The sequence below is a fragment of the Noviherbaspirillum autotrophicum genome (genome assembly GCF_000818395.1).
Lineage (GTDB): Bacteria > Pseudomonadota > Gammaproteobacteria > Burkholderiales > Burkholderiaceae_D > Noviherbaspirillum > Noviherbaspirillum autotrophicum.
Window position 1 is genome coordinate 23,365 of the sequence record NZ_JWJG01000028.1, and the last position, 25,931, is coordinate 49,295.

A 25,931-nucleotide genomic window follows, 5' to 3' on the forward strand; every position below is an offset into this window, starting at 1 on the left:
GGCCACGATAGCACCGCGCGGCGCCCGGCGTCAATCGAAATGTAAGTACCGCTTACATTTCATCATGGCGGTGCATGTGAGAAACAGAGCGGCGATAATGCGGGGATGAAAAAATCAACCAAGGGCTATCACCACGGCGACCTGCGCAATGCCTTGCTGGATGCGGCGATCCGCCATATCGCAGCGGCGCGCGAAGTCAGTTTTACGTTGCGCGAGCTGGCCGGCACGCTGGGCGTGAGCAGCGCGGCGCCGTTCCGGCATTTCCCGAGCAAGCGGGCCTTGCTGGCGGCGATCGCCCAATCCGGCTTCCAGCAACTGGCTGCGGCATTCGAGGCCATCGATGCCCAGTTTTCGGGCGACCCGGTGGAGTGCTTTCGCCGCAAAGGGGTCGCATACGTGCAGTTCGCCGTCGCACATCAGCCCTATTTCCTGGCGATGTACCACCCGGATTTGAGCGACAAGAGTGACTTTCCGGAGCTGAAGGCAGCGTGCGACCAGGCGTTGGCGAGCATGCGGGAGACCGTGCGCAGCTGCCAGGAAAACAAGCTGCTGCATGATTTCGGCGTCGAGAAAATCACGCTGACTGCGTGGTCGGCGGTGCATGGCTTAGCGGCGCTCCTGATCGATGGTCAGCTCGCCGACCTGGGCATCGACGCCAGCGAGCAAGCCGCAATTCAGGCAGCGGAAGCGGTGACCATGATTGCCGGCACGGGTTTTCTGAAACTTGACCGGATCAAGCCGAAAAAATGAGGGCAATGCGCGTGCTTGCGCCGCCTAGTCAGCGCTACCGAGGCAATGCGCATTGATTGGGTGTACCGGCAAGGGCTCTTGCCCCGGAGGATTGAACTTGCTGGGATGACGCAACCCCTGGCGCAGCAGGTCGATTGCCCGTTCCTTGCCGACCTTGTCGACCAGGCGGATCAAGTCGGTGAAGGCGGTAACGCCAAGCACTTCCGCCGCCCGGCGCATGCCGTGCACGATGGACGGCGAGTAACGGCTACTGTTGCCGAGCAGGATAAATACCGGAATATCGCGCCCCGCCGGATGGGTGCGCACATGGCGCAAATAATCAAATACCTTGCCGTTATCGAAATGGATGCCGCATACCACCGCGTAAATGTCTTCATCCAGGCAGGCTTGCGCCTGCTCATAGGTATGGCAGTACACGGCGTGGTAATCGTCGTCGATGATGGCGGTTGCCAGCGGCTTGTCGTCTGGCCGGATTGCCAATAATAACGTTCGCTTTTCCTGCTGCATGGTGGGCCGAATCAGAAATGGCGCGGATGCTCACGTCCTGCAAAACGCGGCTCCTGACGGGCTGCCATTGTATCGCACGCAAAACCGGCTTCCCGCCCCGCGCGTCGCGGCCGCCCTGGCTCAGGATTACTTTCCGGGGGCATCAGTCCGCTCGAGGCCGCTGCCGGCCGGAATTGTTTCTTGGCGACCGGCGTCGCCTGGCATCGCCGGTTCCGGCGGGGTGCTCGTGCTTCCGGTGTCGGGCGCGCCGCTGTCTTGCACGGGGTCGTCGGCCTGATTCATGATCCGCTCCATTTCATCCGTGCGCGGATCGGCCGCCTCGGGCAGCGCCGGTGCGCGCGGCTGCGCCGCCGGTTTGGCGGGATCGGGCGCCGGCTTGGGCTGTGCCGTGTTCCAGCCGAACCACCCGCTGACCTTGTTCATCATCGATTGCAGGAAGGAGTCCGGCGGCTTCGGGAAATGCGCGCCGGCATCGATCAGCCGGGCGCGGAACGTGCGCCGGTAAAAATCGCCGACCAGCGGCAGCGCGGCATGCGCGCCCTGCCCCCAGTAGTTGCTGCGCAACGTCACGCGCGCATCGTTGAAGCCGACCCAGGCGCCAGTCACCAGGCGCGGATGCATGAGCATGAACCAGCCGTCGGTATTGTTTTGCGTGGTGCCGGTCTTGCCGGCGACATCGGCGCGCGTGCCGATCTGCCACTTGACCGGGCGCCCCGTACCCTGGTTGATCACGCCGCGCAGCATGTCGGTCAGGTCGTAGGCGGTTTTTCCGGACAATACGCGCTTGCCGTCGCTGGTGAAGCTGTCGAGCTCCTTGCCGTTCTTGTCGAGGATGCGGCTGACCAGGATCGGCTTGCGCAATTCGCCGCCGCTGGCGATGGTGCTGTAGGCGGTCGTCATTTCCAGCAGCGTGACCGGGCTGGTGCCGAGCGCCAGCGCGGGCACCGCCTCCAGCGGGCTTTGATCGACGCCCAGCTTGCGCGCGAAGCTGATCACTTTCCGGGGGCCGACTTGCTGCATCACTTGCGCGGTGATGGTGTTCTTCGAATAGGCAAGGCCTTCGCGCAGCGTCATGTCGCGTCCGCTCGGGCCGGACATGTCGGTCGGGCGCCACACGCTGCCGTTACCCATCGGGATGTCGACTTCCTTGTCGGTGAAGCGCGTCTCCGGCGTCATGCCGTCTTCCAGCGCCGCGCCGTACACGAAAGGCTTGAAGGTCGAGCCGGGCTGGCGTCTTGCCTGTGCCACATGGTCGTACTGGTCGACTTCGAAATCGCGGCTGCCGACCCACGCCTTCACCTGGCCGTTGGCCGGATCGATGGCGACGAATCCGGTTTCCAGCCGCGTCTTGTCGGCGATCAGCTTGGCCATGAATTCGCCGTTCGCCTTGAGCTGCCGGAGCGCCGTCTCGGGCGTGACGCCATCGCCGAGGGACTTGCGGTAGGCGGCCGACTCGCGCACGAAGGCATCGAGCAGTTCGCCGCGCGTTTTCCAGAGATAACCCGACTGACGCACTTGCCGCAGTCCGCGCAAGGCAGAGGGGTTGTTCGCCAGCCGGCGCTCGGCAGCGACGCCCCATTCGGTGTCGGCCACCGCCTGCAGCATCTGCATCTGGCGCACCACCGCCTGCTCGGCAAACTGCTGCAGGCGCGAGTCGACCGTGGACACCACTACCAGGCCGTCGGAATACAGGTTGTAATCGTTGCGGTCGGCCCAGTCGATCAGCCATTTGCGCACTTCGACCGCCAGATGGGGTGCCGCGCCGACAGGTTCCGGCTGGCGCTCGAAGTCGAGCCGGATCGGGCGCGTCTTCAGCCTGTCGAATTCAGCCTGGCTCAACACGCCGCGCTTGGCCATCTGCGCCAGCACGACATTGCGGCGCTCAAGCGCGCGCTCCGGGCGCAGCACCGGGTTGTAGTAGCTCGTGCCCTTCAACATGCCGACCAGGGTCGCGCTTTCCAGCACGTTCAATTCCGCGGCGGACTTGTCGAAATAGGTGCGCGCGCCCATTTCGATGCCGAAGGCGTTGTACAGGAACGGCATCGTGTTCAGGTAGGTGAGCAGGATCTCCTTTTTCGAATAGGCGTATTCGATCTTCAGCGCAGTGATCAGCTCCTTGAGCTTGCGCGTAACCGAGCGCGAGCGCCCGATATCTTCAGGGTAGAGGTTGCGCGCGAGCTGCTGGGTCAGCGTGGAGCCGCCTTCCGGCCGCCCCTGCAGCGTACGCACGATGCCGGCCGCGGTGCGCTTCAGGTCGACGCCGTGGTGTTCGTAGAAGCGGTGATCCTCGGTGGCGATCAGCGCCTCGACGACGTGCGGCGAAATATCGCTCAACTCGACCCACTCGCGGTTCATGCGCTTGAACACGGCCAGTTCCTTGCCGTCGGCCGACATCAAAACGCTCGGCGTGTCGGCCTTGGCCTTGCGCAAGTCAGCAATGCTGGGCGTAAACGGGATCAGGACAATCGCGTACGCCAGCAGGAGCACCGCGCCGATCGCGGCGCTGGCCAGCGCCGCCTGGAGCGAAGCCGTCAGCCTGGCCGGCCAGGGCAGCGTGGAGTCGATGACCGATTTGAAATAACCTGCGATGCGCGCGGCAATGCGCGCCAGGCGCGTGCGCGGCTTTATGTCTGCTTGCAAGATGAATTCCTACGTTGTGGCGCTCCCTGAATTCGGGATGCGCCATTACTGTAGGGTAATTATTCCATCTCCTTCAGTTTTTTGCCGGTAAAAGTGCGGTAATGCGCCTGTTATCCGGCTCAGAAGTGGTAGCCGACGTTCAGTCCGGCGCCCCAGTCCGGGCTGCCGTCGGAAAAGCCCTTGGTTGCGTATGCCTGCAGCTTGTAGGCCTCGCCCAGCTTGCGGGAATAGAAAGCCGTCAGCTCGCGCTGATCGAAGCCGGCATCGCTCGCCTTGCTTCGGTAATCGAAGACCGCACCGGCGCTGGCCTGCGCATCGAGCTTGTAGGACAGGCCGGCATTGGCGCTGACGACGTTATTGAGCTGCAGCGTGCTGGAACTGCCGAGGATGCCCAGGCCCACACCGCCGAAATACGTCACGTCGCCGAGCTTCTTGTAGGGGTCGATCATGAGCCAGTAATCGTTCTCGCCGGTGCCCAGGCCCTTGTCCTTGTCGGCGGTGCCGAACTTGATCTTGCCGGTGACGTCGACGCCGAACTGGGTCTTGGGATCGGCGACCAGGGAATAAGTCGCCGCGGTCGTCAAGTCGCCCAGCCCCGACTCGGTGCGCACCGCGGTCGTGCTCTTGCGCACCGCGCCGACTCCGGCAATGACATTGTCCGAGCCAGTGATGCGCACGTAAGGCAGCGTCGCCTTGAAGGTCCAGTTGCCGGTTTCGTAGCCGGCGATAAAGGGAACCGAGGTAATCTCGGTACGGTTATTGGTGCCGTAAGTGCCGGTGGTGTAGTCATACCCGGTCTTGAACGAAACACCGCTGTCCGCCAGGGCCACGTGCGAAAACAGCGGCGACAGCAGGGCGACAGCCGCAAAAGTCAGTCTTTTCATTCGAATAACAATCAAAAATCCAATAAAAAACCGGGCAACATCGGTTGCCCGGCCCATCGTCGCACCAGCCTGACAGGCTGATTAGTTACGGCGCGTGCGCTCGACTTTTTCGGGGCGCTCGACCTTTTCGATCCTGGCCACCTTTTCAATTTTTTCAATCTTCTCGACTTTTTCCACCTTGTCGACTTTTTCAGCCTTTTCCACTTTTGCCAGCTTTTCCGCCGTGAACGCGTCGATGGCTTCGCGCTTTTCCGCAGCGAAGGCCTTGCCTGCCAGTGCTTGCGCCGGCAGCACGACGGTGGCGCCATGCTTTTTCGCAGTCATGCCGTCCGGCAGGGTGGCGCCCCGCTTGTAGACGGTTGCCCCTTTCTTCACGGCCGCGGTGTTGGTCGTGGCCGTCGCGGTGGTGGAAGTGGTCGTGGTGGTAGCCGTTGCGGTGGTCGTGCTCGTGACCGGAGCGGTGCTCACGTCGGCGGTCGTGGTGCTCGTCGCAGTCGTCGTCGGCGTCGATGCGGTCGTGGTGGTGGTCGGTGCCGTCGTGGTGGTCGGTGCCGTCGTGGTGGTCGTTGCGGTCGTATCGGCGGAGGTGGTCTGGGCGAATACGGTACCCGTCATCAGCATGGCAGAAGCGAGTGCGCTCAGAATTGCGGCGTGGCTAACGATCTTGGTGTGTTTCATGGTTTTCCCCGTTGACGGTTTTTAAATAAGTGATGCCATGGAGATATTACGGATGAAGCGCCGCCGCGTGAGCCACCTAAGTTGTATCAGCTGTAAGAGAACGTTACCGCTATCCTGGGCTCCCTGTTGTGAACCGCCGCCTTCCTGTCCGATCTACCCGACTGGGGCGCTCGAGGGCGCAACGTTTTTCCGGATACGCGCAACATCAACCAGGAGGAGGCATGAAAACGGAAAAAGAGAAGATGCTGGCCGGCGAACTGTATAACCCGCTCGACCGCCAACTGTCCGACGAGCGCCACCATGCGCGCCTGCTCCTCAAGGCATTCAACGACACGCGCGACGACCAGGCCGGGGAGCGCAGCCGCCTGCTGAGGGAGCTCATTCCCGCCGCCGGGTCCGGCGTCTGGATCGAACCGCCCTTCTATTGCGATTACGGGAGCAATATTGTCCTGGGCGACAAGGTCTACTTCAATTTCAATTGCGTCGTGCTCGACATCGCGCCAGTGCGCATCGGCTCGCGCGTCTTGTTCGGCCCGGCCGTGCAAATCTATGCCGCCAGCCATCCGCTCAGTGCGCTGGACCGCAGGACCGGACTCGAACTCGGCAAGGGCATCGAGGTCGGCGACGATGCCTGGATCGGCGGCGGCACGATCCTCTGTCCGGGCGTGCGCATCGGAGCGCGCAGCGTGATCGGCGCCGGCAGCGTCGTGACCAGGGATGTTCCGGAAGACGTACTTGCGGCCGGAAATCCTTGTCGCGTGCTCAGGCGCCTGAGCGGGTGATCGTGCCTCGCGCGCCAGGCATTACGCGAATGCATGAGGCTATAATCTCGCCAATTCTTTTCCACGAGGTTGGCCGTGCCCAAGCGAATTTCCGTATTACACCAATATCTGTTGCCGAAGCAGGCGCTTACCACGCTCGCCGGCCGGGTCGCGCGCGCCGAGGACGAGCGTTTCACGCCGCAACTGATCCGCTGGTTCGCGAAACGCTATGGTGTGAACATGGAAGAAGCGCTCAATCCCGACCTCGCGAGCTACACCAGCTTCAACGATTTCTTCACGCGTGCCTTGCGCCCCGATGCGCGTCCGCTGGCTGCGGCCGACTTCGTGTGCCCGGTCGACGGCGCGATAAGCCAGTGCGGCGCGATCGAGCGCGATCAGATCATCCAGGCCAAGGGGCACCGCTATTCGACAGCCGCGCTGGTGGGCGGCGACGGCGCCCTCGCCGCGCAATTCGACCACGGCAGCTTCGCCACGCTGTACCTGAGCCCGCGCGACTACCACCGCATCCACATGCCGTGCGACGGCCGCTTGACGCGCATGATTTACGTGCCGGGAGCGCTGTTTTCAGTCAATCCGGCCACGGCACGCGGCGTGCCGGGACTGTTTGCGCGCAACGAGCGTGTGGTGTGCGTGTTCGAGTCGGCATTCGGCCCGTTCGTGCTGACTCTGGTGGGCGCCACCATCGTCGGCAGCATGGCGACCTCCTGGTACGGCGTAGTCAATCCGCCGCGCACGCGCACGGTGCGCGAGTGGCGCTACGACGACCAACAGATCGTGCTGAAAAAAGGCGAGGAAATGGGACGCTTCCTGCTCGGCTCCACCGTCGTGATGCTGTTCCCGAAGGGCGTGCTCGAATTCAATCAGGACTGGACGCCGGGACGGGCGATCCGCATGGGCGAGGCGATGGGGCGCAAGCCGAAGGCGTGAGCCAAGGTCACGCGCCGGCGATAACGGAGATCGGATGACGCAGCAAACCATACTCGAATTCACGACGCCCGGGCGCGGCACCAGCAACATCACCGGCGCGGTCGCGCAAGCCGTGGCCGCCTCCGGCGTACGGACCGGCCTTGCGCACGTCTTCGTGCAGCACACCAGCTGCTCGCTGACGATCACCGAGAACGCCGACCCCGACGTGCGGCGCGACCTCGACACGATCCTCGCGCGCCTGGCGCCCGACGGCGACCCGGCCTACCGCCACCACCTCGAAGGGCCGGACGACATGGCCGCGCATGCGCGCAGCGTGCTGACCGGCACTGCGTTGACGGTCCCGGTCGGCGCCGGCCGCCTGCTGCTCGGCACCTGGCAAGGCATCTTCCTGTGGGAGCACCGCACCGGCGCGCAGCGGCGCAGCGTGGTCGTCACGGTGCTGGGGGCCTGAGCCCGCGCACCCATGCGGCAGCTGACTTTCCTGATCGTCTGTTGCACTTAAATCAACGCGATGTTTTAACATGATGCCTTCGCAAAGCGGGAAGGCAGGGCAGGCCCGATTTTTTCGGCGGTCCGCCCTCCCCGCCATTTTGTAAGGAGCACGAGTGCAACCAGTCATTTCGATCAAGGCACTGACCAAGACCTACGCGTCCGGTTTCCAGGCGCTCAGGGAAATCAATCTCGACATCCGGCGCGGAGAAATCTTCGCGCTGCTCGGCCCCAACGGCGCCGGCAAGACCACGCTGATCAGCATCATCTGCGGCATCGTCACGGCCAGCACCGGCAGCGTCACGGCCGACGGCCATGACATCGCCCGCGACTACCGCGCCGCGCGCATGAAGATTGGCCTGGTGCCGCAGGAACTGTCCACCGATGCCTTCGAAAGCGTGTGGGACACGGTGAAATTCAGCCGTGGCCTGTTCGGCAGAGCGCCGGACGACGCCTACCTGGAAAAGGTGCTGAAAGACTTGTCGCTGTGGGACAAGCGCGACGCCAGGATCATGGCTTTGTCGGGCGGCATGAAGCGTCGGGTGATGATCGCCAAGGCGTTGAGCCACGAACCGGCCATCCTGTTCCTCGACGAGCCGACCGCCGGCGTCGATGTCGAGCTGCGCCGCGACATGTGGGCCATGGTGCGGCGGCTGCGCGAGAGCGGCGTGACCATCATCCTGACCACGCATTACATCGAGGAAGCCGAAGAAATGGCGGACCGCATCGGCGTGATCAACAAGGGCGAGATCCTGCTGGTCGAGGACAAGACGGTGCTGATGAAAAAGCTGGGCAAGAAGCAGCTCACGCTGCTGCTGCAGCATCCGCTCGATGCCGTACCGGCGGACCTGGCCTCCTATCCGCTGGAGCTGTCCGCCGACGGCAGCCAGCTAGTCTATACCTTCGATGCGCAAAGCGAGCATCCGGGCGTGCCGGACCTGCTGCGGCGTCTCGACGAGCACGGCATCCAGTTCAAGGACTTGCAGACGCGCGAAAGCTCGCTAGAGGAAATTTTCGTCAATCTGGTACGCGGAGAAGGAGGACGGGCATGAACCTGCACGGGATGAAGGCCATCTACCGTTTCGAAATGGCGCGCTGGTGGCGCACGCTCCTGCAAAGCATTGCGTCGCCGGTCATCTCGACGTCGCTCTACTTCATCGTGTTCGGCTCGGCCATCGGCTCACGCATGGCCCAGATCGACGGCGTCAGCTACGGCGCGTATATCGTGCCCGGACTGGTCATGCTGTCGGTGCTGACCGAGAGCATTTCCAATGCCTCGTTCGGCATCTACATGCCGAAATGGGCCGGCACGATCTACGAGGTGCTGTCGGCGCCGGTGTCGCCGTTCGAAATCGTGGTCGGCTATGTCGGCGCGGCGGCGACCAAGTCCGTGCTCCTCGGCCTGATCATCCTTGCCACGGCGCGGGTGTTCGTCGATTTCTCGATCGTGCACCCGTTTTGGATGGTGGCCTTCCTGGTGCTGACCTCGGTGACGTTCAGCCTGTTCGGCTTCGTCATCGGCATCTGGGCCGACGGCTGGGAAAAGCTGCAGATCGTGCCGGTCATGATCGTCACGCCGCTGACCTTCCTCGGCGGCAGTTTTTACTCGATCAACATGCTGCCCGCGTTCTGGCAAAAGGTGACCCTGTTTAATCCGGTGGTCTATCTCGTCAGCGGCTTTCGCTGGAGCTTCTACAGCGTGTCCGATGTCGGCATCGGGCTCAGCCTGGGGATGACGCTGATGTTCATGCTGCTTTGCCTTGCCGCGATCTGGTGGATATTCAGGACCGGCTATCGGTTGAAGAAGTGAGCGTGCGCGGGCGGGGACGCACCGCGCGCAGCAAGGCCCGGCCCAGACACGCCGCCCAGTTGGCCTGGGTGAGCGGACACAGGCATACCAGGTCGTCGCCGCGCGGCTGGCCGGGATTGACGCGGGAATAAAACGCCACGTCCGCATCGCGCAGGTCGTCCGGGTTCACGCCGATGCCGCCGTCCACGTAGACCAGGCCGGGATGGCTCATGACGCTGGCCCCGGGTCTGTACAGCGGATCGTCGAACTCGCGCGCGACCGCATCGAGCAGCGCCCGTTCGCGCGCCGGCAGCTCGGCGCCGGGCCGCGGCCAGTAGGTGTGGAAATTCCGAGGCAGCAAAAGATAGCTCTTGAACGAACCGGCGCCGAACATCCAGTAGATGCGGCGCAACGGGTTCGCCTTCAGCCGCTGCATGTAATACCTGAAGCCGATGCGCTGCAGGATGCTGTTGCCGCGCACCGAGGGATGGAGGCAGACGCGGCCTGTAAAAATCACGCAGCACTTGCGCCCGCGCCACTCCGGATGGAAGAGGCGCACCCCGCCAAAGCCCATGACGACGCCGTCAACCTCCAGCAGCCAGATTTCATCCATCTTGTTGACGCCACGTTCGAATTCCTCGCGGCTGCCGCGCACGGCCAGCAACACGACCGCCCACATCGCATCGCGCATCCCCTTCGACAGCTCGGACGGACGGTGAAAGGTCAGGCGGCGCATCGGCGCGGCACCGGAAGGCGGCAGAGCGTGAGTGGACACGGCGGATAACGAACGGCGGCAAAAAGAGCCGGCGATTATCGCATCGCCCCCGGCACCGCGCGTCGGCCTATTTTAGAACGATCCGTCGAATACCGGCCGCAGCGCATACATACCCATGGAAAAACCCCAGGCGACACCGGCTGTAATTTTCCAGTAAGCTACTCGCCACTATACTTGCCCCAGATTGACCGGCGACCATCCCGGCACGCCAGATCCTGTCCTTACCGTTGCGAGGAATCCGATGCTTGTCTCCAGACTGATGCGCACAGCGCTGATCTGTGCGCTATCGCTGCGCGCCCTTGCCGCATTTGCCGAAACCGGCGTTACCGACAACACCATCGTGCTCGGCATGTCGACTCCGCTCAGCGGCGTCAACGGCGCCTACGGCGTCGAAATGAAGGAAGCGATCGCCGGTTATATCCGCCAGATCAACGCCGAAGGCGGCATACACAACCGCAAGATCGAGCTGGTGGCGCTGGACGATGGCTACGAAACCGAGCGCGCGGTCGCCAACACCAAGGCGCTCATCGATAACCACAAGGCGTTTGCGCTGCTGGGCTATTACGGCACTTCCCCGACCACTGCGGCGCTGCCGGTCATCTCGGCGGCCAAGGTGCCGCTGATCGGCACCATCAGCGGTGCGGACAACCTGCGCACGCCGGTCAACCGCTACCTGTTCCATGTGCGCGCCAGCTATGGCGACGAAACCGAGGCCATCACCGATCAGCTGGTGTCGCTCGGCCTCAAGAACATCGCCGTGTTCTACCAGAACGACGGTTTCGGCAAGTCCGGCCTGGATGGCGTGACCGCCGCCCTGAAAAAGCATGGACTGGCGCCGTCGGCGCTGGGCACGGTGGAGCGCAACTCGACCGACGTGAGCGCGGCCGTGCAAGCCATCGCGAAGGTGCGGCCGCAGGCGGTCGTCATGGTCAGCCTGTACAAGCCGACCGCCGCCTTTGTGCGCCAGATGAAGAATGTGGGCTCGCATCCGCAGTATGCGACGCTGTCGCCGGTGGGCGCCGACCTGCTGGTGGCGGAACTGGGCAACGATGCGCGCGGCATCGGCATTTCGCAGGTGGTGCCCTATCCATGGAATGACACGGTTCCGCTGGTAAAGGAATACAAGCGCATGCTATCCCAGCAGAGCAAGACGCCGACGCTATCCTACTATGGCGTCGAAGGATTCATCACCGCCAAGACCATGGTCGAAGCGCTGCGCCGTGCTGGCCGCGACCTCACCCGCGAGAAGCTGGTGGCCGCACTGGAAGGCATGCAGGGCTATGACGTGGGCGGCTACAAGCTCGGCTATTCGACGACCAGCCATAACGGCTCCAAATTCGTCGACCTGACCGTCATCGGCAGCGCGGGCAAGGTGCTGCACTAGCCCGCACCGTTTTGCCGCCGCTTAGTTTTGTCGCCGCTCAGATTACGAGGGACACTGGCACCAGAAGGCTGACCAGGACCAGCGTGACGACCGAAACGGGATTGGCGCGGCGCGGATGGTGCCCGATGTCGGCGCCGTCCGACGCGTCCCGGTTGCTGGCAAAGAGGCGCTCGTAGTACTGGTTATGTATTACCCGGTAGCGGTAATGGGAATAACCGGCGCCGGCGAGCGCCGCCAGCGCAAGTACCGCCCATAATAAAAATAGCAACATCGCAGCGACCTTGAATGAAAGGCGCGCATTCTAGCACGGCCCCCCGGCGCACTGCTGCGAGCCGTTCTTCGTTGTGGAACTACGCATCAACCGCCTCGGCAAGGCCTGGCAGCCGCCGGCTAGTACGCCATCTTGAAATCCACGCCTTCCGCGTAGCGGCTTTGCCAATGCCGTGCATACGAGGCGGCCAGTTGCGGGTTGTGCCAGACGACGATCACGTTTTCGCTGTTGGAGCTGGCGGCCGCCTGGCTGTAGTTGAACGAGCCGGTCTGCACATGCTCGCCGTCGACGATGATGTATTTGTCGTGGTGAATCGCGTACTCGCCGTTGGTGCGGGCCGGGATATGCGCGCTCGTCAGCAGGTTGAGCGCGGCGACGCCGGACTTCGACTTCGGTCCGCTGTCGTCGACCACCACGCGCACATCGACGCCGCGCTTTTTCGCCTTGATGAGCGCCTGCACGATTTTCGGCGAGGTGAACGAGTACGCTGCCAGGCGCAGTTCGCGCGTCGAGGAATTGATCACCTTCAGGATGAGCCGTTCGGCATCGCCGTCGGGGGAAAAACCGGTTTCGATCTGCGGCGTGGCCGGCGCCTTGTCGGTGCGGGCCTGAACTGCCTGGCTCAGTTCGTCGAGCAGCGAGGACTGCTTGGCGAAGGCGGGGGAAGCAAGCGATAAAAATGCGGATAGTACGACAGGAAAAGCGATCTTCATTGCAAACAGCGCGGTGCTGCTCGAATTGCGGCGATCCGTGTACTGTACACCGTTCGATATTGATTTACAGCAATAAAAGGAGAGGAAAATGGTAACACTTCGTTTCCATTCCGCCACCTTGCGCTGTTCACGCCGGTTGCGCGCCGTCATTCCGCGCAGCCTGCCCACTCTGCCCTGACCTCAGGCCAGCCCATAGCTGACGACGGTCTTGATCCTGGAATCGAACTGCAGCCGCGCCGCTGATGCCGGATAGCTCCTGTTCCTGTAAGTGAAACCGGGGATTTCCAGCGTGCCATTGTCGAGCGCTTCGCAGTCGCTCGGCAGCGCATAGGTCAGTTCCGTGGTGCCGCCGTCGGCACGCCGCGACTTCGGCGCATCGGGTACGACAACCTGCTGTCCCACATAGGTCGTGATGCGGATTTGCGGAACCGCTTGTTCTGCATCCTGCGGCACCCTGATCTTCAGATAGGAAACGTGCTTGTTGACAAACCCGACCGGGACCACCGGTGGCAATGGGTAGAAAAACGAAGTCATCGCGCTGAAGATCTTGGTGGGGCACGAAAACTCGATCGACAAGGGCATGCCGTTATGGGGCTGCAGCACGGCGTGCTGCCGGGCCTGGTCGGCAGCGTTGCCCACAAACGAAACCTTTTCCTCGGTGCCAGATTCGGAAATGACGGCGCAGGCCGACAGCAACAATGCCAACCCGGAAATCAAACTACCACGCATGATTCACCTCCACAGGTGTGTAGGACGACTGTCAATGGAAAACAGTGGCTGTCCTGGTGTGCATGGGAGTGCTCCTGCAGAAGTCATGCCAGCGCGCTCGATATATTTCTTCGAGTGCATGAAAGGGATAGCGAAAAAGAAAGCAGCGCCGACTATCCAATACCACTGTAGGGCGGGCTACGGGAACGGGCAAGGCCGCTTCTGGCGCTCGCGGTGGTGTGGAGTACGCGTTCGCGGTGCCGGTCACGTCCCGTCGTAATGCTTCTGCATGAGCCGGTAGAACCAGAACGCTTCGTCATGGGCCATAAGATCGTCGAGACGTGCTGGCGACAACCCTGTCACCCGGCGAACCTCGCGCCCCATATGGGACTGATCAAGCGGGAGGATGCGCTTTTCCAGCATCCAGGCAGACTGAAGTCGATTGCCTCCAAAGATAAAGGCGTAGTTTCGTAAATACCCTTCACCAGCACTTCCTGTCACAGCAGGTCAACATCCTCAATGCATCATCGACGCGCAAAGCACACCCTATGCTTGCCACTTGTTTGTAACCGAAAGGCGGTCGCTATATCCGCGTCATGGAAAACCTCTCTACAAATGGTCGAACGCAGGCCAACAGCAGTAGCCCTATAGACACACTACTTTATTGCGGCGCACCTTGTGTTTGTACAAATTCAGCTCGAAAATCAATTGGTACGATGTTGGCCATGCGTTTGCTTCGCCAGCGATCAGGCGCGTACCGGGAGCGGCATACAGCCTCTAACGCCGCTCTCAGTAGATTCATCGGGGAGACAGAGGCATCACGTACATAGACTGCCGAAAAGGCAGCAACAGCAGTAAAAAAAACCACCACCAATTCATGGAGACAAAGATGAAAAACCAGCTATGGCGATGGCTGTCCGCAGCCTTTTTAGCCTTTTGTATTTTGCCGGCCCAGTCCTGGGCACTCGGCTACACCCAGACCAGATACCCGATCGTGCTCGTGCACGGACTGTTCGGCTTCGATAACATCGGTCCGTTCGGCTATTGGTACGGCATTCCGTCGGCATTGACGAACGACGGCGCCAAGGTTTATGTGGCACAGGTGTCGGCCGCCAACAGCACGGAAGTGCGCGGCGAACAATTGCTGACCCAGGTGAAGCAAATCCTAGCCGCAACCGGCGCCACCAAGGTCAACCTGATCGGCCACAGCCACGGCGGCCCGACCACGCGCTATGTCGCATCGGTGCGGCCGGACCTGGTCGCTTCGGTCACTTCCGTCGGCGGCGTCAACAAGGGCTCCGCAGTCGCCGATCTCCTGATCGGCGTGGCTCCTCCGGGATCGTTGTCCAATGCCGTGCTGACCTCCGTCACCAATGGTCTGGCCAGCCTGATCAGCTGGCTGTCGGGCAGCCCGACGTTGCCGCAGAATTCGTGGGCAGCCGCCAATTCGCTCAGCACGGCCGGCTCGGCAAAGTTCAATGCAGCCCATCCTGAAGGCGTGCCGATCACCTCCTGCGGCGAAGGCGCGTATCAAGTCAACGGTGTGCGCTACTTCTCCTGGAGCGGCGGAAGTTCTTACACCAATGTCCTGGACGTCGTCGACCCATGGCTGCTGTTGACGTCGGCTGCGTTCGGCGGCGCCAAGAACGATGGCCTGGTCGCGAGCTGCTCCACCCACCTGGGCAAGGTCATCCGTGACGACTACGGGATGAATCACCTCGACGAGGTCAATCAGACGATCGGCATCGTGAATCTTTTCGAAACCAATCCGAAGACGCTCTATCGCCAGCATGCCAATCGCCTGCAAAGCCTTGGACTGTAATGCCCGATAGAGTGAGCCAATGAAAACAAAAAAGGTATATCTTGGCGTGGCGGCGGCAGTGGCCGCCGCCATTTTTTTGACTGTCTGGCTGACGCAACCCGAACCCGTAGCCGAGGCCACGGCTAAGACCGACGGTAATCTCTTCCCATTTGTTAAATCCATGGAGGGCACCCGCCCGGACGGCAATATCGCTGCATCCGCCGACGATACGCTGGAAGTCAATGCGGAGCTGCCGCGCATGTTCGATTACTACCTCGCCGCAGTCGGCGAAAAATCGCTTGACGCGATTCGCGCGGAAATCGAACGCCAACTGGAGCAGCGCCTGAAGCCGAACGCAGCCGAGCAAGCCAAGCGCCTGCTGGCCCGCTACCTCGATTACAAACGCGATCTGGTCACGGTGGAAAAGGACGTGCAAGCCAAGGCTCCCAGCAACGGGGTCGACGCGATCAGGTCCCGCCTGGACGCAATACAGCAATCGCGCCTGAAATTCTTCAGCCCGGAAGAAGTGCAAGCTATGTTCGGCCTGGAGGATGCCTTTGACCGGGACAACCTGGCACGTTATGAAATCAGCGAGGATAAAACGCTGACGGACGCGCAAAAGAAGGAAAAGCTGGCGGCGCTGGATGCAGCCATGCCCCCCGAATTGCGCAAGGAGCGGGAAGCGCCGCTGGCGATTGTGAAGCTGGAAGAGACTGTGCAGCAAATGCGGGTCAGCGGCGCCAGCGATGACGATGTTTACCGCATGCGTGCCGCCGCGCTTAATCCGGAGGCAGCGGCGCGCCTGTCCGAGGTGGACCGCGACGAGGCTGCATGGAAAAGCCGAATTATCGATTATCTGGGCGAGCGCAGCAGACTGCTTAATTCCAATATGGCGGATGCCGACCGGCAGGCGGCCATTCAGCAATTACGCGATAGCCGTTTCACGCAGTTGGAACAAAGACGGCTTCCGGCCTACGAGTAACCGGCCGCGTTCGCGGACGGCCGCCAGAGGCAATTTATAAACGTCGCGGGCGAACCGATTTTTGGCGGAGGAGCGCACACGTACAAGGCGTACGTCGAGCACCGCAGGCTGAAATGCGGTTCGCGCAATTGTTATCAAACAGGCTCTTAACACCACGAGCAGGATCATCATCAAAGCAAAACCGGACAAGACCGTGTCATGGCCTTGTAGCAGGCCAGTAAATCTCTAAGCAAGGCGGCGTCGTACGGTATTCTTAGCCGCCTCGATTTCACTTCGCCAGAAACCACTCATCTTTGCCACATCATCTGCGGCGTCTAGCTTCCGACGCTGATAAAGATATGCGCGTTCGGACGCGGCAGTTCCAAACCAGCCGCCCTGCGCGCTCCACGACCTCCGGTAAATAAAGTGAAGCCTAGTTTGCGGGGCCCTTACTTGTCACCTATATAATATTTCCTAATTAATCGCTGACTGAACCGTATTGCAGCTGTGTGACCCAGACATACTGGGAGAGCGTGCCGAAATCTGAAGTCGCGGAATTGATGAATGCTGGCAGCTTCCAAGGCATTCGTACAAATCAAAAAACGCGCATGGACGCCGCTAAAAGTGCGTGCAAAAAGAAACTAGGCTTTTCAACACCACGTAGCAAGACGATTTGCGTCGATCGAGCGGGCCTACTTACGGCACGCCGCTGCGTTTGCTCGCGTCGGAGGCATCAAGTGCTTATCCCTGAACCAAGGCGTCACAATCGTTGGAGCGACTTCTGATGAGAGTATTGATTTCAGCAGCAGGCAGTCATGGCGATGTTCTGCCATTTATTGCACTCGGCCGGGAATTGGCCGCTCGCGGACACGAAGTCATCTTTTATGCGAATCCCTTCTTCCGCCCTTATGCAACCGATGCATCGATTCCATTCGTACCCATAAGCACTGAAGACGCATACAGAACGCTCTTTAGAGAAACGGCCGACAGCGCCCCTAACAAGGCGTTCAAGCGTGTGGCAAAAGAACTGGCCGAGATTTGCCCCGCGTATTATCGCGCCATGAAAGCCGATGTTCTTCCCGGCGACACAATCACCATCGGCAGCTCCCTACTGTTTGCACCACGCTTGCTGCGGGAGACCGACGGTGTTCCTTGCGCAACGGTCCATCTTGCCCCATCCGTCTTTCAGTCGAATCTCAGTCCAGCGCGGCTGGCGCCCAACTGGATCAATGCCCGCTCCCCGATGTTCGTGAAACGCTTTGCTTGGTGGATGCTCGACACCTTTTTTTATGATCCCAATTTTACGGCGCCGTTGAACCGCTTTCGCGCCACGCTTGGTTTGCCGCGCATCGAGCGGATATTTCATTCGTGGATTCACGAGGCAGACTGTGTGGTCGGACTGTTCCCGGACTGGTTCGCCGAGCCTCAAGACGACTGGCCCAAGCATGTGGTCCTGGCTGGCTTCCCGCTGTATGACCATGGCGAACAAGTTCCACTGTCGCCGAGCCTTGACGCATTCATCAAGGCAGGGTCGCCCCCTATCGGCTTTTCGGCAGGGACTGCGACAGCAACTGCTCACCAATTTTTCAATGCCTCTATCGAGGCTTGCCAGGAAGCGGGGTTCAGAGGGATTCTCCTGTCGCCTTTTCCAGAGCAAATCCCGGCTTCGCTACCGAAAGACATTATTCACGTTAACTATGCCCCGTTTAGCACGCTGTTGCCCAAACTGGCGGCATTTGTCCATCACGGCGGCATCGGCTCCACCAGCCAGGCGCTACGGGCAGGCGTGCCCCAACTCATTCGACCGGTTGCCTATGACCAGTTTGATAACGCCAGCCGAGTGATGCGGCTAGGCGTGGCAAAAGAGGTATTGCCGAAGAAATACAACGGACGAGTTGTTGCTGATGTATTGAAGACGTTAATCGCTGACGAATCGCTTCGCTTGCGATGTCAAGAAGTCGCGTTGCGCCTTGCTAACTGCAACGCAACCACCGTTGCCTGTGACTCAATTTTAGCCCGCCTAGAAAAAATGATGCCTAACCAAACGGTCCAGAAAATTGTCTTGAGCGGCGGCTGACCTTCACCGTTGAACGTTTACGTTCTGGCGTAGGCCATCTCCGCTTGAGTCGGTAGTTGTCTGTTGAGAGAATTTATCGGCTTAAAGCCCACGGTGATCATGAACGCGGGATCGGGTATTGACGTTGCGCCATGGTCGTTCGGCCGGATGGATGCGGCGCCGGCGTTCTTGCTCGCGCCGCAATTCCTCTCGTTGCAATTCCTCTCGGTCTGGCCCTCGCACCCGCACTGGCCGCTGGCACTGGGCTCACGACCTTATCTGGTGCTGGCCGCAGCCGGCTACGGGCTGAAGGCGGCAGTGAGCGCCGGCACGGCTTACTGCTTCAGCGACGCCATGTCGATCACGAAGCGGTACTTCACGTCGCTTTTCAGCATGCGCTCGTAGGCATCGTTGATATCCTGGATGCGGATCATCTCGATGTCCGACACGATGCCGTGCTCGGCGCAGAAATCGAGCATTTCCTGGGTCTCGGCGATGCCGCCGATGAGCGAGCCAGCCAGGCGGCGACGCTGCATGATCAGGTTGAACACCTGCGGCGACGGATGGGGCGTGGCTGGCGCGCCGACCAGGACCATGGTGCCGTCGCGCTTGAGCAGTTCGATGTAGGCGTCGAGGTTGTGCGGCGCGGCCACCGTGTCGAGGATGAAGTCGAAGGAGTTGCGGTGCGCCTGCATCTCGCCGGCATTCTTGGAAATCACGACCTCGGACGCGCCGAAGCGCTTCGCGTCTTCCGCCTTGTCGGGCGAAGTCGTAAACAGCACCACGCGCGCGCCCATCGCATGCGCCAGCTTGATGCCCATGTGGCCCAGTCCGCCCAGGCCGACGATGCCGACCTTCTGTCCCTGGCTCACCTTCCACTGACGCAGCGGCGAATAGGTGGTGATGCCTGCGCACAGCAGCGGCGCGGCAGCGGCGGGGTCGAGCGTGTCGGGGATGCGCAGCACAAACTTTTCGGTGACGACAATATTGTTCGAATAGCCGCCATATGTCATGCCGCCCACATGCATTTCCTCGCCGTTGTAGGTGCCGACGAACCCGTTTTCGCAATACTGCTCCAGCCCTTCGGCGCAGGCGCTGCACCGCTGGCAAGAGTCCACCAGGCAGCCGACGCCGACCAGGTCGCCCGGCTTGAAGCCTCCCACCTGATTGCCGACAGCGCTCACGCGCCCGATGATTTCATGGCCGGGCACCACCGGATAGGTGGTATTGCCCCATTCGTTGCGCGCGGTATGCAGGTCGGAATGGCAGACGCCGCAGAACAGGATGTCGATCTGGACGTCTTTCGGCTGAAGATCGCGGCGCTCGAAATTCAGCAGGCTGAGCGGTTCGGTGGCGTTGGTGGCGCCATAGCCCTTGGATGGCAGCATGGGGAAGATCCTCCTTGCAGAATGGATACTGACTGGGAATACGCGCATGCCGCCGTCAAGACAGGCATACGCAGCCTGTGTTGATGACACCACCATTGGCGCCCGGTTCGCAGTACAGCTTTGACACGGGCGTGCTGTTTCGCAGCACGGGCAACAGGTCTTCCGGATTGCCGTACCCGGTTCCCAGGTTGGAACATTGCTGTGGCGGCGTCGACGTCGGTGCCCCCGTGATGCATACCACCGGCAAATCCGCGCTCGGATCGGTATAGGGAAACCCCATCATCTGGCATCGCGCCGCGCGCCCTTCCTGGGTACCGAACGGCGCCGGCTGGTTGTCGAAGCGCCAGGTTCGGGGCGGCATGGCGATGAGCTCGCTAGCGCCGGCAGCGCCGGGCGGCAGGTTGAAGGCGCTGATGCGCACGCGCAAGGTGCCATTCGGGATGGTGGTGGTATTGAATACCAGCGATGCCGACTGGCGGTCGGGTGCGACCACGAAGACGCCGAGCCGGGGCGTGTAGCCGGTGGCTGGCAGCAATTCCGCGTTCTGGATATTCGTGCCTTCGATTTTCAAGTGCACGTTCCCGCTCAGGGTCGCTCCGTCTTGCGGCGCCGTGACGGCAGTGACGATGACAGGCGTACTGCCGGGCGTGCTGGCGGAAGTCGTTGTCGTGCCAGAACCGCTGATCGCGCCAATGGTGCCGGACGGATTGTCGGGGCTTTGCAGCGGGATCAGTACCGTGTCGCCGCCGCCTCCACCGCATCCGCCCAGCATGAAAAGAAGAAAACCACTGCCTGCCCACAGGTTGAACCGCATAGACGCATCCTCTTGCGAAAGGAACACGCTCCCTGGTCTTCTCTTGGAATTGTCATGCCCGCCTGAAAACCGAATGTCTTCGAACGCGGTCCATCGAGTGTGCCCACGTTATCACCGGGAAGTTTGATGTATTCGAAAAACGGCTTTGCGGCAATCGACACACGATCATTCCCGTGACAAGAACGTCCAACATGATGCATATTTGCATGCGCCGGACCGCGCGACAGCCGTCGCCCCCGCCGGTGGACAGTTTACGAAGAGAAAATCATGCAAAAGAATAAGCGGCCAAACCGGAGCGCTCCCGCCCCATCTCCGGAACAGCAGGATGATGCGTTGACGCAAGAGCTGGTCGACCTGGGCATTGAACTGGCACGCTATGACGATGCAGCCCTGTCCGATCCGCTGAAAAGGAAGATGGGCGACCTGCGCCGCCTGGTCAGGAAATGCCTGCAGCAGAGAAAGGATGACGTGCTCGACGAAGCGCTGGAGCGCGTGCATGACGAGGACCGCGACGCTTACCTGTTCCTGAAGAATAACGTCGAGGAAGCGGCAGAAGTCGCGGTGTTCCGGCGCGAACACGGCCCCGACCTCGAAGTGAATGCCTTTGTCATTCCCCTGTTCGCGCATAGCGAGGGCGGCCTGCAGCGCGACCAGTGCTTCCAGGATGAGGAAGCGTTTGCGCAATTGCGCGACAGCCTGTTCGATGCCCGGCTGGAAAGCCCTGACGCGAAGATCGTCCTGGTAGCCCACGCCTACCATCTCGATGAACTCGAACACATCGGCTACGGGCAGCTGAGCGGCATGGTGCGCGAAGCCTATGAAGCCATGACGCGCAAGAAGGCAGCGGACGCGCCGGACATCGCGCGCAGCATCAGCGGCTGGCCGGAAAGCCGGTTCGCGCCACACGACACGGCGGTCGAGCTGCGCTTCTTGCTGGGCTTTGCGTTGAAGGCGCTGGATGATCCGTTTTACCGGGTGCCGGACAATGAAGCGGCGGCCGACCGCTATTTCGATGCGCGCGCGGCCCGCTTCCGGCAATGGGCGCAGCAGCACGCGTCATTGGTCAAGCGCTGCCTGGTCACGGACGGCCGCGACATTCAGATCGATTTCCTGTACCAGGACCTCTTTTACGGCGGCAAAGAGACAGGCATGGCCGAGTATTTCATGCTGCAAATGATGGCCGACCTGCATCATGCCCTGGAAGAGAATGGACTGGCGCCGGAACGCGCCCATGCCGTCATCGGCCCGGCCGAAGCCGATGGCGACGCGGTATTGCGCGTCAACTTGTATGCGCAGGGAAATGACGAGCCGCTGGTCTCGGTGGACAAGCCAGTCGGCCTCGGCAGCGACTTGCGCATCGAGGCCGACGATGCAGCCGATGCGCTGGCAACGGTCGGCGTGAAATCGGTTGCGCTGGCGATGAAGTTCGATGCCGATGGACGGCCGGTGAATGCGCGGCCGTACAAGAAATCCGCTTAATCGCGGCTACTTTTCCGCCGCCTTTGCCGGCTCCGCGTCGGCATCGAGGCCCCACTCCGCCCAGTCGTCGCCAAACAGCTCGGCCGGGTGCTGCGTGCGTTCCGAACCGTTACCGCATGCCAGCGAATCGGTCGGACAGTACTTGTCGCAGCCCCAGCAAATCCGTTCGGGGTTCTTTGGATGGATGGGAAACTTTTTAGCCATTTGAGGTACATCCCGCAAATTTGCATGACCGCACACGGCGCGGTCATGCCTGCACACTGACTTTGTCCTGCGGCTAGGCCTGGTTGTGAAGAATCAGTTCCGGATCGTCCGCGTGGTCGATCAGGATGCGCCGCACCCGTTCCTGCCAAAGTTCCGCGAATTCGCCGCGTTCCTGCAGCCCGGCCTCGCCTGACAGGATCTTGCGCAACAGCGGCCCGGTGCGCGGGTCGGGCTCGACCCGGTTCATACGCATGGAAAGCATGACAGAGGAACCAGTGTCGAGGCGGTCGAAACGCACCTCGCCTTCCAGAGCGCAAGAAAAATACATCAGGTTCTGGCGCCGGAAATCATGCCCGATGCCTTTGAAGCCACCCAGGCCCGCCGCGCCCGTGACCAGGCTGACGACGCTGCCGATGACGCCGGTCACGCCTTCGTCGAGCGGCGCGGCGAAGCGCACTTGGATCGCGCCGCGCTCGGGCACCTGTTCCGGATAGAGCAGGTTCAGTGCCCTGCGCGTGAGCAGGTAGGCGCCGGCGACCGTCGGGCAGGAGTGCCCGGCCAGGCGCACCGCGTCAAGATAGCGATACGTGATCATGCCATCGCTGCAGGCGCCGAGGAATTCGGCCAAACCGTCGTGGACGGTGATGGCGGGAGCCTGATCGAAGAACGCAGGGTAATTCATCGTCTTCATTGCCTTTTTATCATGGGCGCAAAAAACTCCGGCACACGGCCGGACATATCAGCTGCCGCAGCTGCCGCAGCACATGCCTTCTTCGCCGTGCGCGGGTTTCTTGACGCTAATGCCGGCACGCTGCAAGGTGGCGCGCAATTCCTGCAGTGAAGTCACGTCTTCGTCGAATTCGACATTCACGGCGGCGGATTCGGCAGATACCTTAAGTACGCCATTGACGGCGGCCAATGCGCGGGCAGCGTTGGCGGCAGCGTCTTTATCGAGCGAGTTCAGCAGCGAGAGGGTTTCGGATTTCATGATCGTCCTTCGAAGTTGGGGAAACAGGTTTGAACAACCGGATGGAAGTACTCTATCATAACATTTATTTTAAATGAATGTTTAAAGCCGATTTTTTACACACGCCAGATTCGACTTGGCTCCCCTGCAACACATTAGAAAAAAATGCCGCCTTATCCAAGACCGCCGGACCCGGCGGGGCATTGCGATAGGGAACGCGCGATGGAGAAATGCAAATGGGGATGGTATACAGTCAATCGGCGCCAGAGGCGCCGATTGAGGATGCGGAAGCGTTCATGAGGTCGAGCGCGGAAATGTCCGCCCTGCTCGCCTCTTGCTTCGGCTCACCGAACACCATGCAAGTGTCGGCAGATTGCTCTGTTGAGCAATGCTTGGATGTGCCAGACAGTAAGTTAATCGATTTTCTCGACTTCACGCGTATCGGCACTCGGTTTCGTTTCGATATCTTCCGTTTGCGAAATATCTCCTTTGCCTTTACTGAACGGTGCAAGCACTTTGTGCAGCATGCCTGCAAAGCCTGACTCGGACACCGACGGCGGGTCAGATGCTGCCGACGCCATGGTGTCTTCCCGCGGAGTAAAGACGCTCTCTTTTGCTGAAGAGAGTGTGGATACATCCTTCTCCGCGTCTGCGGGAATTCTGTAACACATGATCAACTCCTTCATGTCAGAGGTCATTCCCCCAATTTCAGAATAGGACGAAGTATCTCGTATGGCAAGGATCGTTGATGTAGCAACGGTGCGGAAGCGGCAGGCTTTCCTATAATGGTTTGCAGCCATGATTTGCAGGCGAAGCAAGCCTTTCCCGGGAGGATGACCGTGACGCGCACCACTCCGATCGAACGCTACCGCAACATCGGCATCAGCGCCCATATCGACGCCGGCAAGACCACGACCACCGAACGCATCCTGTTCTATGCCGGGGTGAGCCACAAGCTCGGCGAAGTCGACGATGGCGCGGCCACCATGGACTGGATGGAGCAGGAACAGGAGCGCGGCATCACCATTACCGCGGCGGCCACCACCTGCTTCTGGAGCGGCATGGCCGGCGACTATCCGGTGCATCGCATTAACATCATCGACACCCCGGGCCATGTCGATTTCACGATGGAAGTCGAACGCGCCCTGCGCGTGCTCGACGGCGCCTGCATGGTGTTCGATGCCGTCGGCGGCGTGCAGCCGCAATCCGAGACGGTCTGGCGCCAGGCCGACAAATACCGGGTGCCGCGCCTTGCCTTCGTCAACAAGATGGATCGCGTCGGCGCCGATTTCTTCCAAGTACAGCGGCACATCCGCGAACGGGTCAACGGCAACGCGGTGCCGGTGCAAATCCCGCTTGGCAGCGAAGACCAGTTCCACGGCGTCATCGACCTGATCAGGATGAAGGCGATCGTCTGGGACGACGCGTCGCAGGGCGCGAAGTTCACGGTAACCGACATTCCTGCGGCATTGCAGGCCAGCGCGGCGCAATGGCGCACCCGCATGGTCGAGGCCGCGGTGGAGGAAAACGACGCGCTGCTGCAGAAATACGTTGGCGACGAAGCGCTGACCGAAGCGGAAATCAAGGGCGCGTTGCGCGAGCGCACCATCGCCGGCGCGCTCGTGCCGATGTTGTGCGGCAGTGCGCTGAAAAACCGCGGCGTGCAGGCGCTGCTCGACGCGGTGATCGACTTCCTGCCCTCGCCGCTCGACATTGCGCCGGCGGCGGGCGTCGACGAGCATGAGCGGCCGGCGCGGCGGCGCGCCGGCGACGACGAAAAGTTTTCCGCGCTGGCGTTCAAGATCGCCGCCGATCCGTTTGCCGGCGACCTGGTCTACCTGCGCGTCTATTCCGGCGTGCTGGCCTCGGGCAGCGTGGCCTACAATCCGCGCAACGGCAAGAAGGAACGCATCGGCCGCTTGCTGCAGATGCATGCGAACCAGCGCACCGAACTGGCCGAAGTGCGCGCCGGCGACATCGCGGCGGCAGTCGGCTTGAAGGACGTGACCACCGGTGACACGCTGTGCGATCCGTCGGCCGTGATCGTCTTCGAGCGCATGGTTTTTCCGGAACCGGTGATCGCGCAAGCCATCGAGCCGCGAAACCAGGCCGACCAGGACGCGATGGCCGCGGCGCTGGCGCGCCTGGCGCGTGAGGACCCGTCATTCCACGTGAAGACCGACGATGAATCGGGGCAAACCGTCATCTCCGGCATGGGCGAGCTGCACCTCGACATCCTGGTGGAGCGCATGCGGCGGGAATTCGGTGTCGAAGCCCGGGTCGGCCAGCCGCAGGTCGCCTATCGCGAGACGATCCGCCATGCCTGCCCGTCCTGCGAAGGCAAGTTCATCCGGCAGACCGGCGGTCACGGCCATTATGGCCACGTGGTGCTGAAAATCGAGCCGCAGCCGCGCGGCCAGGGATTCGCCTTTGTCGACGAAGTCAGGGGCGGCGCCATTCCCGCCGCCTACATCCCCGCCGTCGAGCGCGGCATTCGCGACAGCCTGACGGCCGGCGTGATGAGCAGCTACCCGGTGGTGGATGTGAAGGTCACATTGCTGTCCGGTTCCTGGCACGAGGTCGACTCCGACGACAACGCCTATCGCACCGCCGCCTCGATCGCCTTTCGCGACGGCTGCCGTCAAGCCGGCCCGGCGCTGGTGGAGCCGCTCATGCTGGTGGAGGTCGACGCGCCCGAGGAAGCCATGGGCGACGTGATGGGCGACCTGTCGGCGCGGCGCGGCACCATTCTGGGCGCGGACGAGACGGCGGGCGGCGCGGCCAGGACAATACGCGCGGAAGTGCCGCTGGCCGAAATGTTCGGTTACGCCACCGCGCTGCGCTCGCTGTCCCACGGGCGCGCCAGCTATACGATGCAGTTCAGGTGCTATGGCGAGGTGCCGGACAAGCTGGCCGACGCCGTACTAACCGGGAAATACATGGGCGGCGCGCGCCATTGACGGC

27 protein-coding genes are annotated in these 25,931 nt (G+C 61.6%); 13 read left to right on the top strand and 14 right to left on the bottom strand.

Features of this window, described 5'->3' with window-relative positions:
• Positions 1-105: 105 nt before the first annotated feature.
• Complete coding sequence (locus TSA66_RS01415; RefSeq protein WP_052452002.1) at positions 106-750, top strand: TetR/AcrR family transcriptional regulator; 645 nt, start codon at positions 106-108, stop codon at positions 748-750.
• Between the two features lie 24 nt (positions 751-774).
• On the opposite strand, the gene TSA66_RS01420 is transcribed toward TSA66_RS01415, so the two are convergent.
• From TSA66_RS01420 to TSA66_RS26685, 4 genes are all read right to left on the bottom strand, one after another.
• Positions 775-1,230 carry a hypothetical protein gene (locus TSA66_RS01420; protein WP_157691557.1) on the bottom strand — a complete coding sequence of 152 codons (456 nt, stop codon included), beginning with the start codon at positions 1,228-1,230 and terminating at the stop codon, positions 775-777.
• Between the two features lie 153 nt (positions 1,231-1,383).
• Positions 1,384-3,897: a penicillin-binding protein 1A gene (locus TSA66_RS01425; protein ID WP_232429378.1), complete on the bottom strand. Its 2,514-nt coding sequence runs from the start codon at positions 3,895-3,897 to the stop codon at positions 1,384-1,386.
• Positions 3,898-4,016: 119 nt separating this feature from the next.
• Positions 4,017-4,781, bottom strand: coding sequence for a transporter (locus TSA66_RS01430; protein WP_040038710.1), 765 nt, complete (start codon positions 4,779-4,781; stop codon positions 4,017-4,019).
• 81 nt (positions 4,782-4,862) lie between these two features.
• The gene (locus tag TSA66_RS26685; RefSeq protein ID WP_157691558.1) at positions 4,863-5,459 is read right to left on the bottom strand and encodes a hypothetical protein; all 597 of its coding nucleotides are present in this window, start codon (positions 5,457-5,459) and stop codon (positions 4,863-4,865) included.
• 221 nt (positions 5,460-5,680) lie between these two features.
• Between TSA66_RS26685 and TSA66_RS01445 the strand changes: the two genes are divergently transcribed.
• The 5 genes from TSA66_RS01445 to TSA66_RS01465 all read left to right on the top strand — a co-directional run bounded on the left by TSA66_RS01445 (position 5,681) and on the right by TSA66_RS01465 (position 9,467).
• The gene (locus TSA66_RS01445; RefSeq protein ID WP_040038712.1) at positions 5,681-6,241 is read left to right on the top strand and encodes a sugar O-acetyltransferase; all 561 of its coding nucleotides are present in this window, start codon (positions 5,681-5,683) and stop codon (positions 6,239-6,241) included.
• A 75-nt stretch (positions 6,242-6,316) separates the two neighbouring features.
• Positions 6,317-7,168: an archaetidylserine decarboxylase gene (gene asd / locus TSA66_RS01450; RefSeq protein ID WP_052452598.1), complete on the top strand. Its 852-nt coding sequence runs from the start codon at positions 6,317-6,319 to the stop codon at positions 7,166-7,168.
• Between the two features lie 34 nt (positions 7,169-7,202).
• Entirely contained in the window at positions 7,203-7,619 is a 417-nt protein-coding gene (locus TSA66_RS01455; RefSeq protein ID WP_040038714.1) for a secondary thiamine-phosphate synthase enzyme YjbQ, read from the top strand.
• 154 nt (positions 7,620-7,773) lie between these two features.
• A complete protein-coding gene (locus TSA66_RS01460; protein WP_040038715.1) occupies positions 7,774-8,709 on the top strand; it encodes an ABC transporter ATP-binding protein in 936 nt (311 codons plus the stop codon).
• Complete coding sequence (locus TSA66_RS01465) at positions 8,706-9,467, top strand: ABC transporter permease (RefSeq protein ID WP_040038716.1); 762 nt, start codon at positions 8,706-8,708, stop codon at positions 9,465-9,467. Before TSA66_RS01460 ends, TSA66_RS01465 begins: the two co-directional genes overlap by 4 nt.
• Here the strand turns inward: TSA66_RS01465 and TSA66_RS01470 are convergent.
• Entirely contained in the window at positions 9,439-10,221 is a 783-nt protein-coding gene (locus TSA66_RS01470) for a hypothetical protein (RefSeq protein WP_157691559.1), read from the bottom strand. The two genes, TSA66_RS01465 and TSA66_RS01470, sit on opposite strands and share 29 nt — an antisense overlap.
• Before the next feature lie 241 nt (positions 10,222-10,462).
• Here TSA66_RS01470 and TSA66_RS01475 point away from each other — a divergent pair, with 241 nt between their 5' ends.
• On the top strand, positions 10,463-11,605 hold the full coding sequence (locus TSA66_RS01475; RefSeq protein ID WP_040038718.1) for an ABC transporter substrate-binding protein: 1,143 nt from the start codon (positions 10,463-10,465) through the stop codon (positions 11,603-11,605).
• A 37-nt stretch (positions 11,606-11,642) separates the two neighbouring features.
• Here TSA66_RS01475 and TSA66_RS01480 read toward each other — a convergent pair whose 3' ends face one another.
• The 3 genes from TSA66_RS01480 to TSA66_RS01490 form a co-directional block, all read right to left on the bottom strand.
• Complete coding sequence (locus TSA66_RS01480; protein WP_040038719.1) at positions 11,643-11,876, bottom strand: hypothetical protein; 234 nt, start codon at positions 11,874-11,876, stop codon at positions 11,643-11,645.
• Between the two features lie 119 nt (positions 11,877-11,995).
• Entirely contained in the window at positions 11,996-12,589 is a 594-nt protein-coding gene (locus TSA66_RS01485; RefSeq protein ID WP_040042043.1) for a phospholipase D family nuclease, read from the bottom strand.
• A gap of 180 nt (positions 12,590-12,769) precedes the next feature.
• Positions 12,770-13,318: a hypothetical protein gene (locus TSA66_RS01490; RefSeq protein WP_157691560.1), complete on the bottom strand. Its 549-nt coding sequence runs from the start codon at positions 13,316-13,318 to the stop codon at positions 12,770-12,772.
• Positions 13,319-14,186: 868 nt separating this feature from the next.
• Between TSA66_RS01490 and TSA66_RS01495 the strand changes: the two genes are divergently transcribed.
• From TSA66_RS01495 to TSA66_RS01510, 4 genes are all read left to right on the top strand, one after another.
• Entirely contained in the window at positions 14,187-15,119 is a 933-nt protein-coding gene (locus TSA66_RS01495) for a lipase family alpha/beta hydrolase (protein WP_040038721.1), read from the top strand.
• A 19-nt stretch (positions 15,120-15,138) separates the two neighbouring features.
• A complete protein-coding gene (locus tag TSA66_RS01500; protein WP_040038722.1) occupies positions 15,139-16,080 on the top strand; it encodes a lipase secretion chaperone in 942 nt (313 codons plus the stop codon).
• Positions 16,081-16,843: 763 nt separating this feature from the next.
• Positions 16,844-18,136, top strand: coding sequence for a glycosyltransferase (locus tag TSA66_RS25255; protein ID WP_052452003.1), 1,293 nt, complete (start codon positions 16,844-16,846; stop codon positions 18,134-18,136).
• A gap of 99 nt (positions 18,137-18,235) precedes the next feature.
• Entirely contained in the window at positions 18,236-18,520 is a 285-nt protein-coding gene (locus TSA66_RS01510) for a hypothetical protein (protein ID WP_040038723.1), read from the top strand.
• On the opposite strand, the gene TSA66_RS01515 is transcribed toward TSA66_RS01510, so the two are convergent.
• Both TSA66_RS01515 and TSA66_RS01520 read right to left on the bottom strand, forming a co-directional pair.
• Positions 18,451-19,503: an NAD(P)-dependent alcohol dehydrogenase gene (locus TSA66_RS01515; RefSeq protein ID WP_040038724.1), complete on the bottom strand. Its 1,053-nt coding sequence runs from the start codon at positions 19,501-19,503 to the stop codon at positions 18,451-18,453. The genes TSA66_RS01510 and TSA66_RS01515 overlap by 70 nt on opposite strands.
• Positions 19,504-19,558: 55 nt before the next feature.
• On the bottom strand, positions 19,559-20,317 hold the full coding sequence (locus TSA66_RS01520; protein WP_040038725.1) for a hypothetical protein: 759 nt from the start codon (positions 20,315-20,317) through the stop codon (positions 19,559-19,561).
• A 267-nt stretch (positions 20,318-20,584) separates the two neighbouring features.
• Between TSA66_RS01520 and TSA66_RS01525 the strand changes: the two genes are divergently transcribed.
• On the top strand, positions 20,585-21,796 hold the full coding sequence (locus TSA66_RS01525; protein WP_040038726.1) for a DUF2863 family protein: 1,212 nt from the start codon (positions 20,585-20,587) through the stop codon (positions 21,794-21,796).
• Positions 21,797-21,802: 6 nt separating this feature from the next.
• On the opposite strand, the gene TSA66_RS01530 is transcribed toward TSA66_RS01525, so the two are convergent.
• The 4 genes from TSA66_RS01530 to TSA66_RS26690 all read right to left on the bottom strand — a co-directional run bounded on the left by TSA66_RS01530 (position 21,803) and on the right by TSA66_RS26690 (position 23,785).
• The gene (locus TSA66_RS01530) at positions 21,803-22,000 is read right to left on the bottom strand and encodes a DUF3079 domain-containing protein (protein WP_040038727.1); all 198 of its coding nucleotides are present in this window, start codon (positions 21,998-22,000) and stop codon (positions 21,803-21,805) included.
• 73 nt (positions 22,001-22,073) lie between these two features.
• Positions 22,074-22,682: a hypothetical protein gene (locus TSA66_RS01535; protein ID WP_040042045.1), complete on the bottom strand. Its 609-nt coding sequence runs from the start codon at positions 22,680-22,682 to the stop codon at positions 22,074-22,076.
• 57 nt (positions 22,683-22,739) lie between these two features.
• The gene (locus TSA66_RS01540) at positions 22,740-22,988 is read right to left on the bottom strand and encodes a hypothetical protein (protein WP_040038728.1); all 249 of its coding nucleotides are present in this window, start codon (positions 22,986-22,988) and stop codon (positions 22,740-22,742) included.
• Between the two features lie 392 nt (positions 22,989-23,380).
• A complete protein-coding gene (locus TSA66_RS26690) occupies positions 23,381-23,785 on the bottom strand; it encodes a hypothetical protein (RefSeq protein ID WP_198358966.1) in 405 nt (134 codons plus the stop codon).
• Positions 23,786-23,806: 21 nt separating this feature from the next.
• Between TSA66_RS26690 and fusA the strand changes: the two genes are divergently transcribed.
• The gene (gene fusA, locus TSA66_RS01545) at positions 23,807-25,927 is read left to right on the top strand and encodes an elongation factor G (protein ID WP_040042046.1); all 2,121 of its coding nucleotides are present in this window, start codon (positions 23,807-23,809) and stop codon (positions 25,925-25,927) included.
• The last annotated feature ends 4 nt before the right edge of the window (positions 25,928-25,931 follow it).

Bases quoted from the DNA above. Each gene is read 5' to 3' on its own strand.
- TSA66_RS01495 (WP_040038721.1), top strand. From the start codon at position 14,187: ATGAAAAACCAGCTATGGCGATGGCTGTCCGCAGCCTTTTTAGCCTTT.
- TSA66_RS01500 (WP_040038722.1), top strand. From the start codon at position 15,139: ATGAAAACAAAAAAGGTATATCTTGGCGTGGCGGCGGCAGTGGCCGCC.
- TSA66_RS01480 (WP_040038719.1), bottom strand. From the start codon at position 11,876: ATGTTGCTATTTTTATTATGGGCGGTACTTGCGCTGGCGGCGCTCGCC.
- TSA66_RS01465 (WP_040038716.1), top strand. From the start codon at position 8,706: ATGAACCTGCACGGGATGAAGGCCATCTACCGTTTCGAAATGGCGCGC.
- TSA66_RS25255 (WP_052452003.1), top strand. From the start codon at position 16,844: ATGAGAGTATTGATTTCAGCAGCAGGCAGTCATGGCGATGTTCTGCCA.
- TSA66_RS01445 (WP_040038712.1), top strand. From the start codon at position 5,681: ATGAAAACGGAAAAAGAGAAGATGCTGGCCGGCGAACTGTATAACCCG.
- TSA66_RS01535 (WP_040042045.1), bottom strand. From the start codon at position 22,682: ATGAATTACCCTGCGTTCTTCGATCAGGCTCCCGCCATCACCGTCCAC.
- TSA66_RS01540 (WP_040038728.1), bottom strand. From the start codon at position 22,988: ATGAAATCCGAAACCCTCTCGCTGCTGAACTCGCTCGATAAAGACGCT.
- TSA66_RS01520 (WP_040038725.1), bottom strand. From the start codon at position 20,317: ATGCGGTTCAACCTGTGGGCAGGCAGTGGTTTTCTTCTTTTCATGCTG.
- TSA66_RS01510 (WP_040038723.1), top strand. From the start codon at position 18,236: ATGAACGCGGGATCGGGTATTGACGTTGCGCCATGGTCGTTCGGCCGG.
- TSA66_RS01515 (WP_040038724.1), bottom strand. From the start codon at position 19,503: ATGCTGCCATCCAAGGGCTATGGCGCCACCAACGCCACCGAACCGCTC.
- TSA66_RS01430 (WP_040038710.1), bottom strand. From the start codon at position 4,781: ATGAAAAGACTGACTTTTGCGGCTGTCGCCCTGCTGTCGCCGCTGTTT.
- TSA66_RS01415 (WP_052452002.1), top strand. From the start codon at position 106: ATGAAAAAATCAACCAAGGGCTATCACCACGGCGACCTGCGCAATGCC.
- TSA66_RS01455 (WP_040038714.1), top strand. From the start codon at position 7,203: ATGACGCAGCAAACCATACTCGAATTCACGACGCCCGGGCGCGGCACC.
- TSA66_RS01530 (WP_040038727.1), bottom strand. From the start codon at position 22,000: ATGGCTAAAAAGTTTCCCATCCATCCAAAGAACCCCGAACGGATTTGC.
- TSA66_RS01485 (WP_040042043.1), bottom strand. From the start codon at position 12,589: ATGAAGATCGCTTTTCCTGTCGTACTATCCGCATTTTTATCGCTTGCT.
- TSA66_RS01475 (WP_040038718.1), top strand. From the start codon at position 10,463: ATGCTTGTCTCCAGACTGATGCGCACAGCGCTGATCTGTGCGCTATCG.
- TSA66_RS26685 (WP_157691558.1), bottom strand. From the start codon at position 5,459: ATGAAACACACCAAGATCGTTAGCCACGCCGCAATTCTGAGCGCACTC.
- TSA66_RS01490 (WP_157691560.1), bottom strand. From the start codon at position 13,318: ATGCGTGGTAGTTTGATTTCCGGGTTGGCATTGTTGCTGTCGGCCTGC.
- TSA66_RS01525 (WP_040038726.1), top strand. From the start codon at position 20,585: ATGCAAAAGAATAAGCGGCCAAACCGGAGCGCTCCCGCCCCATCTCCG.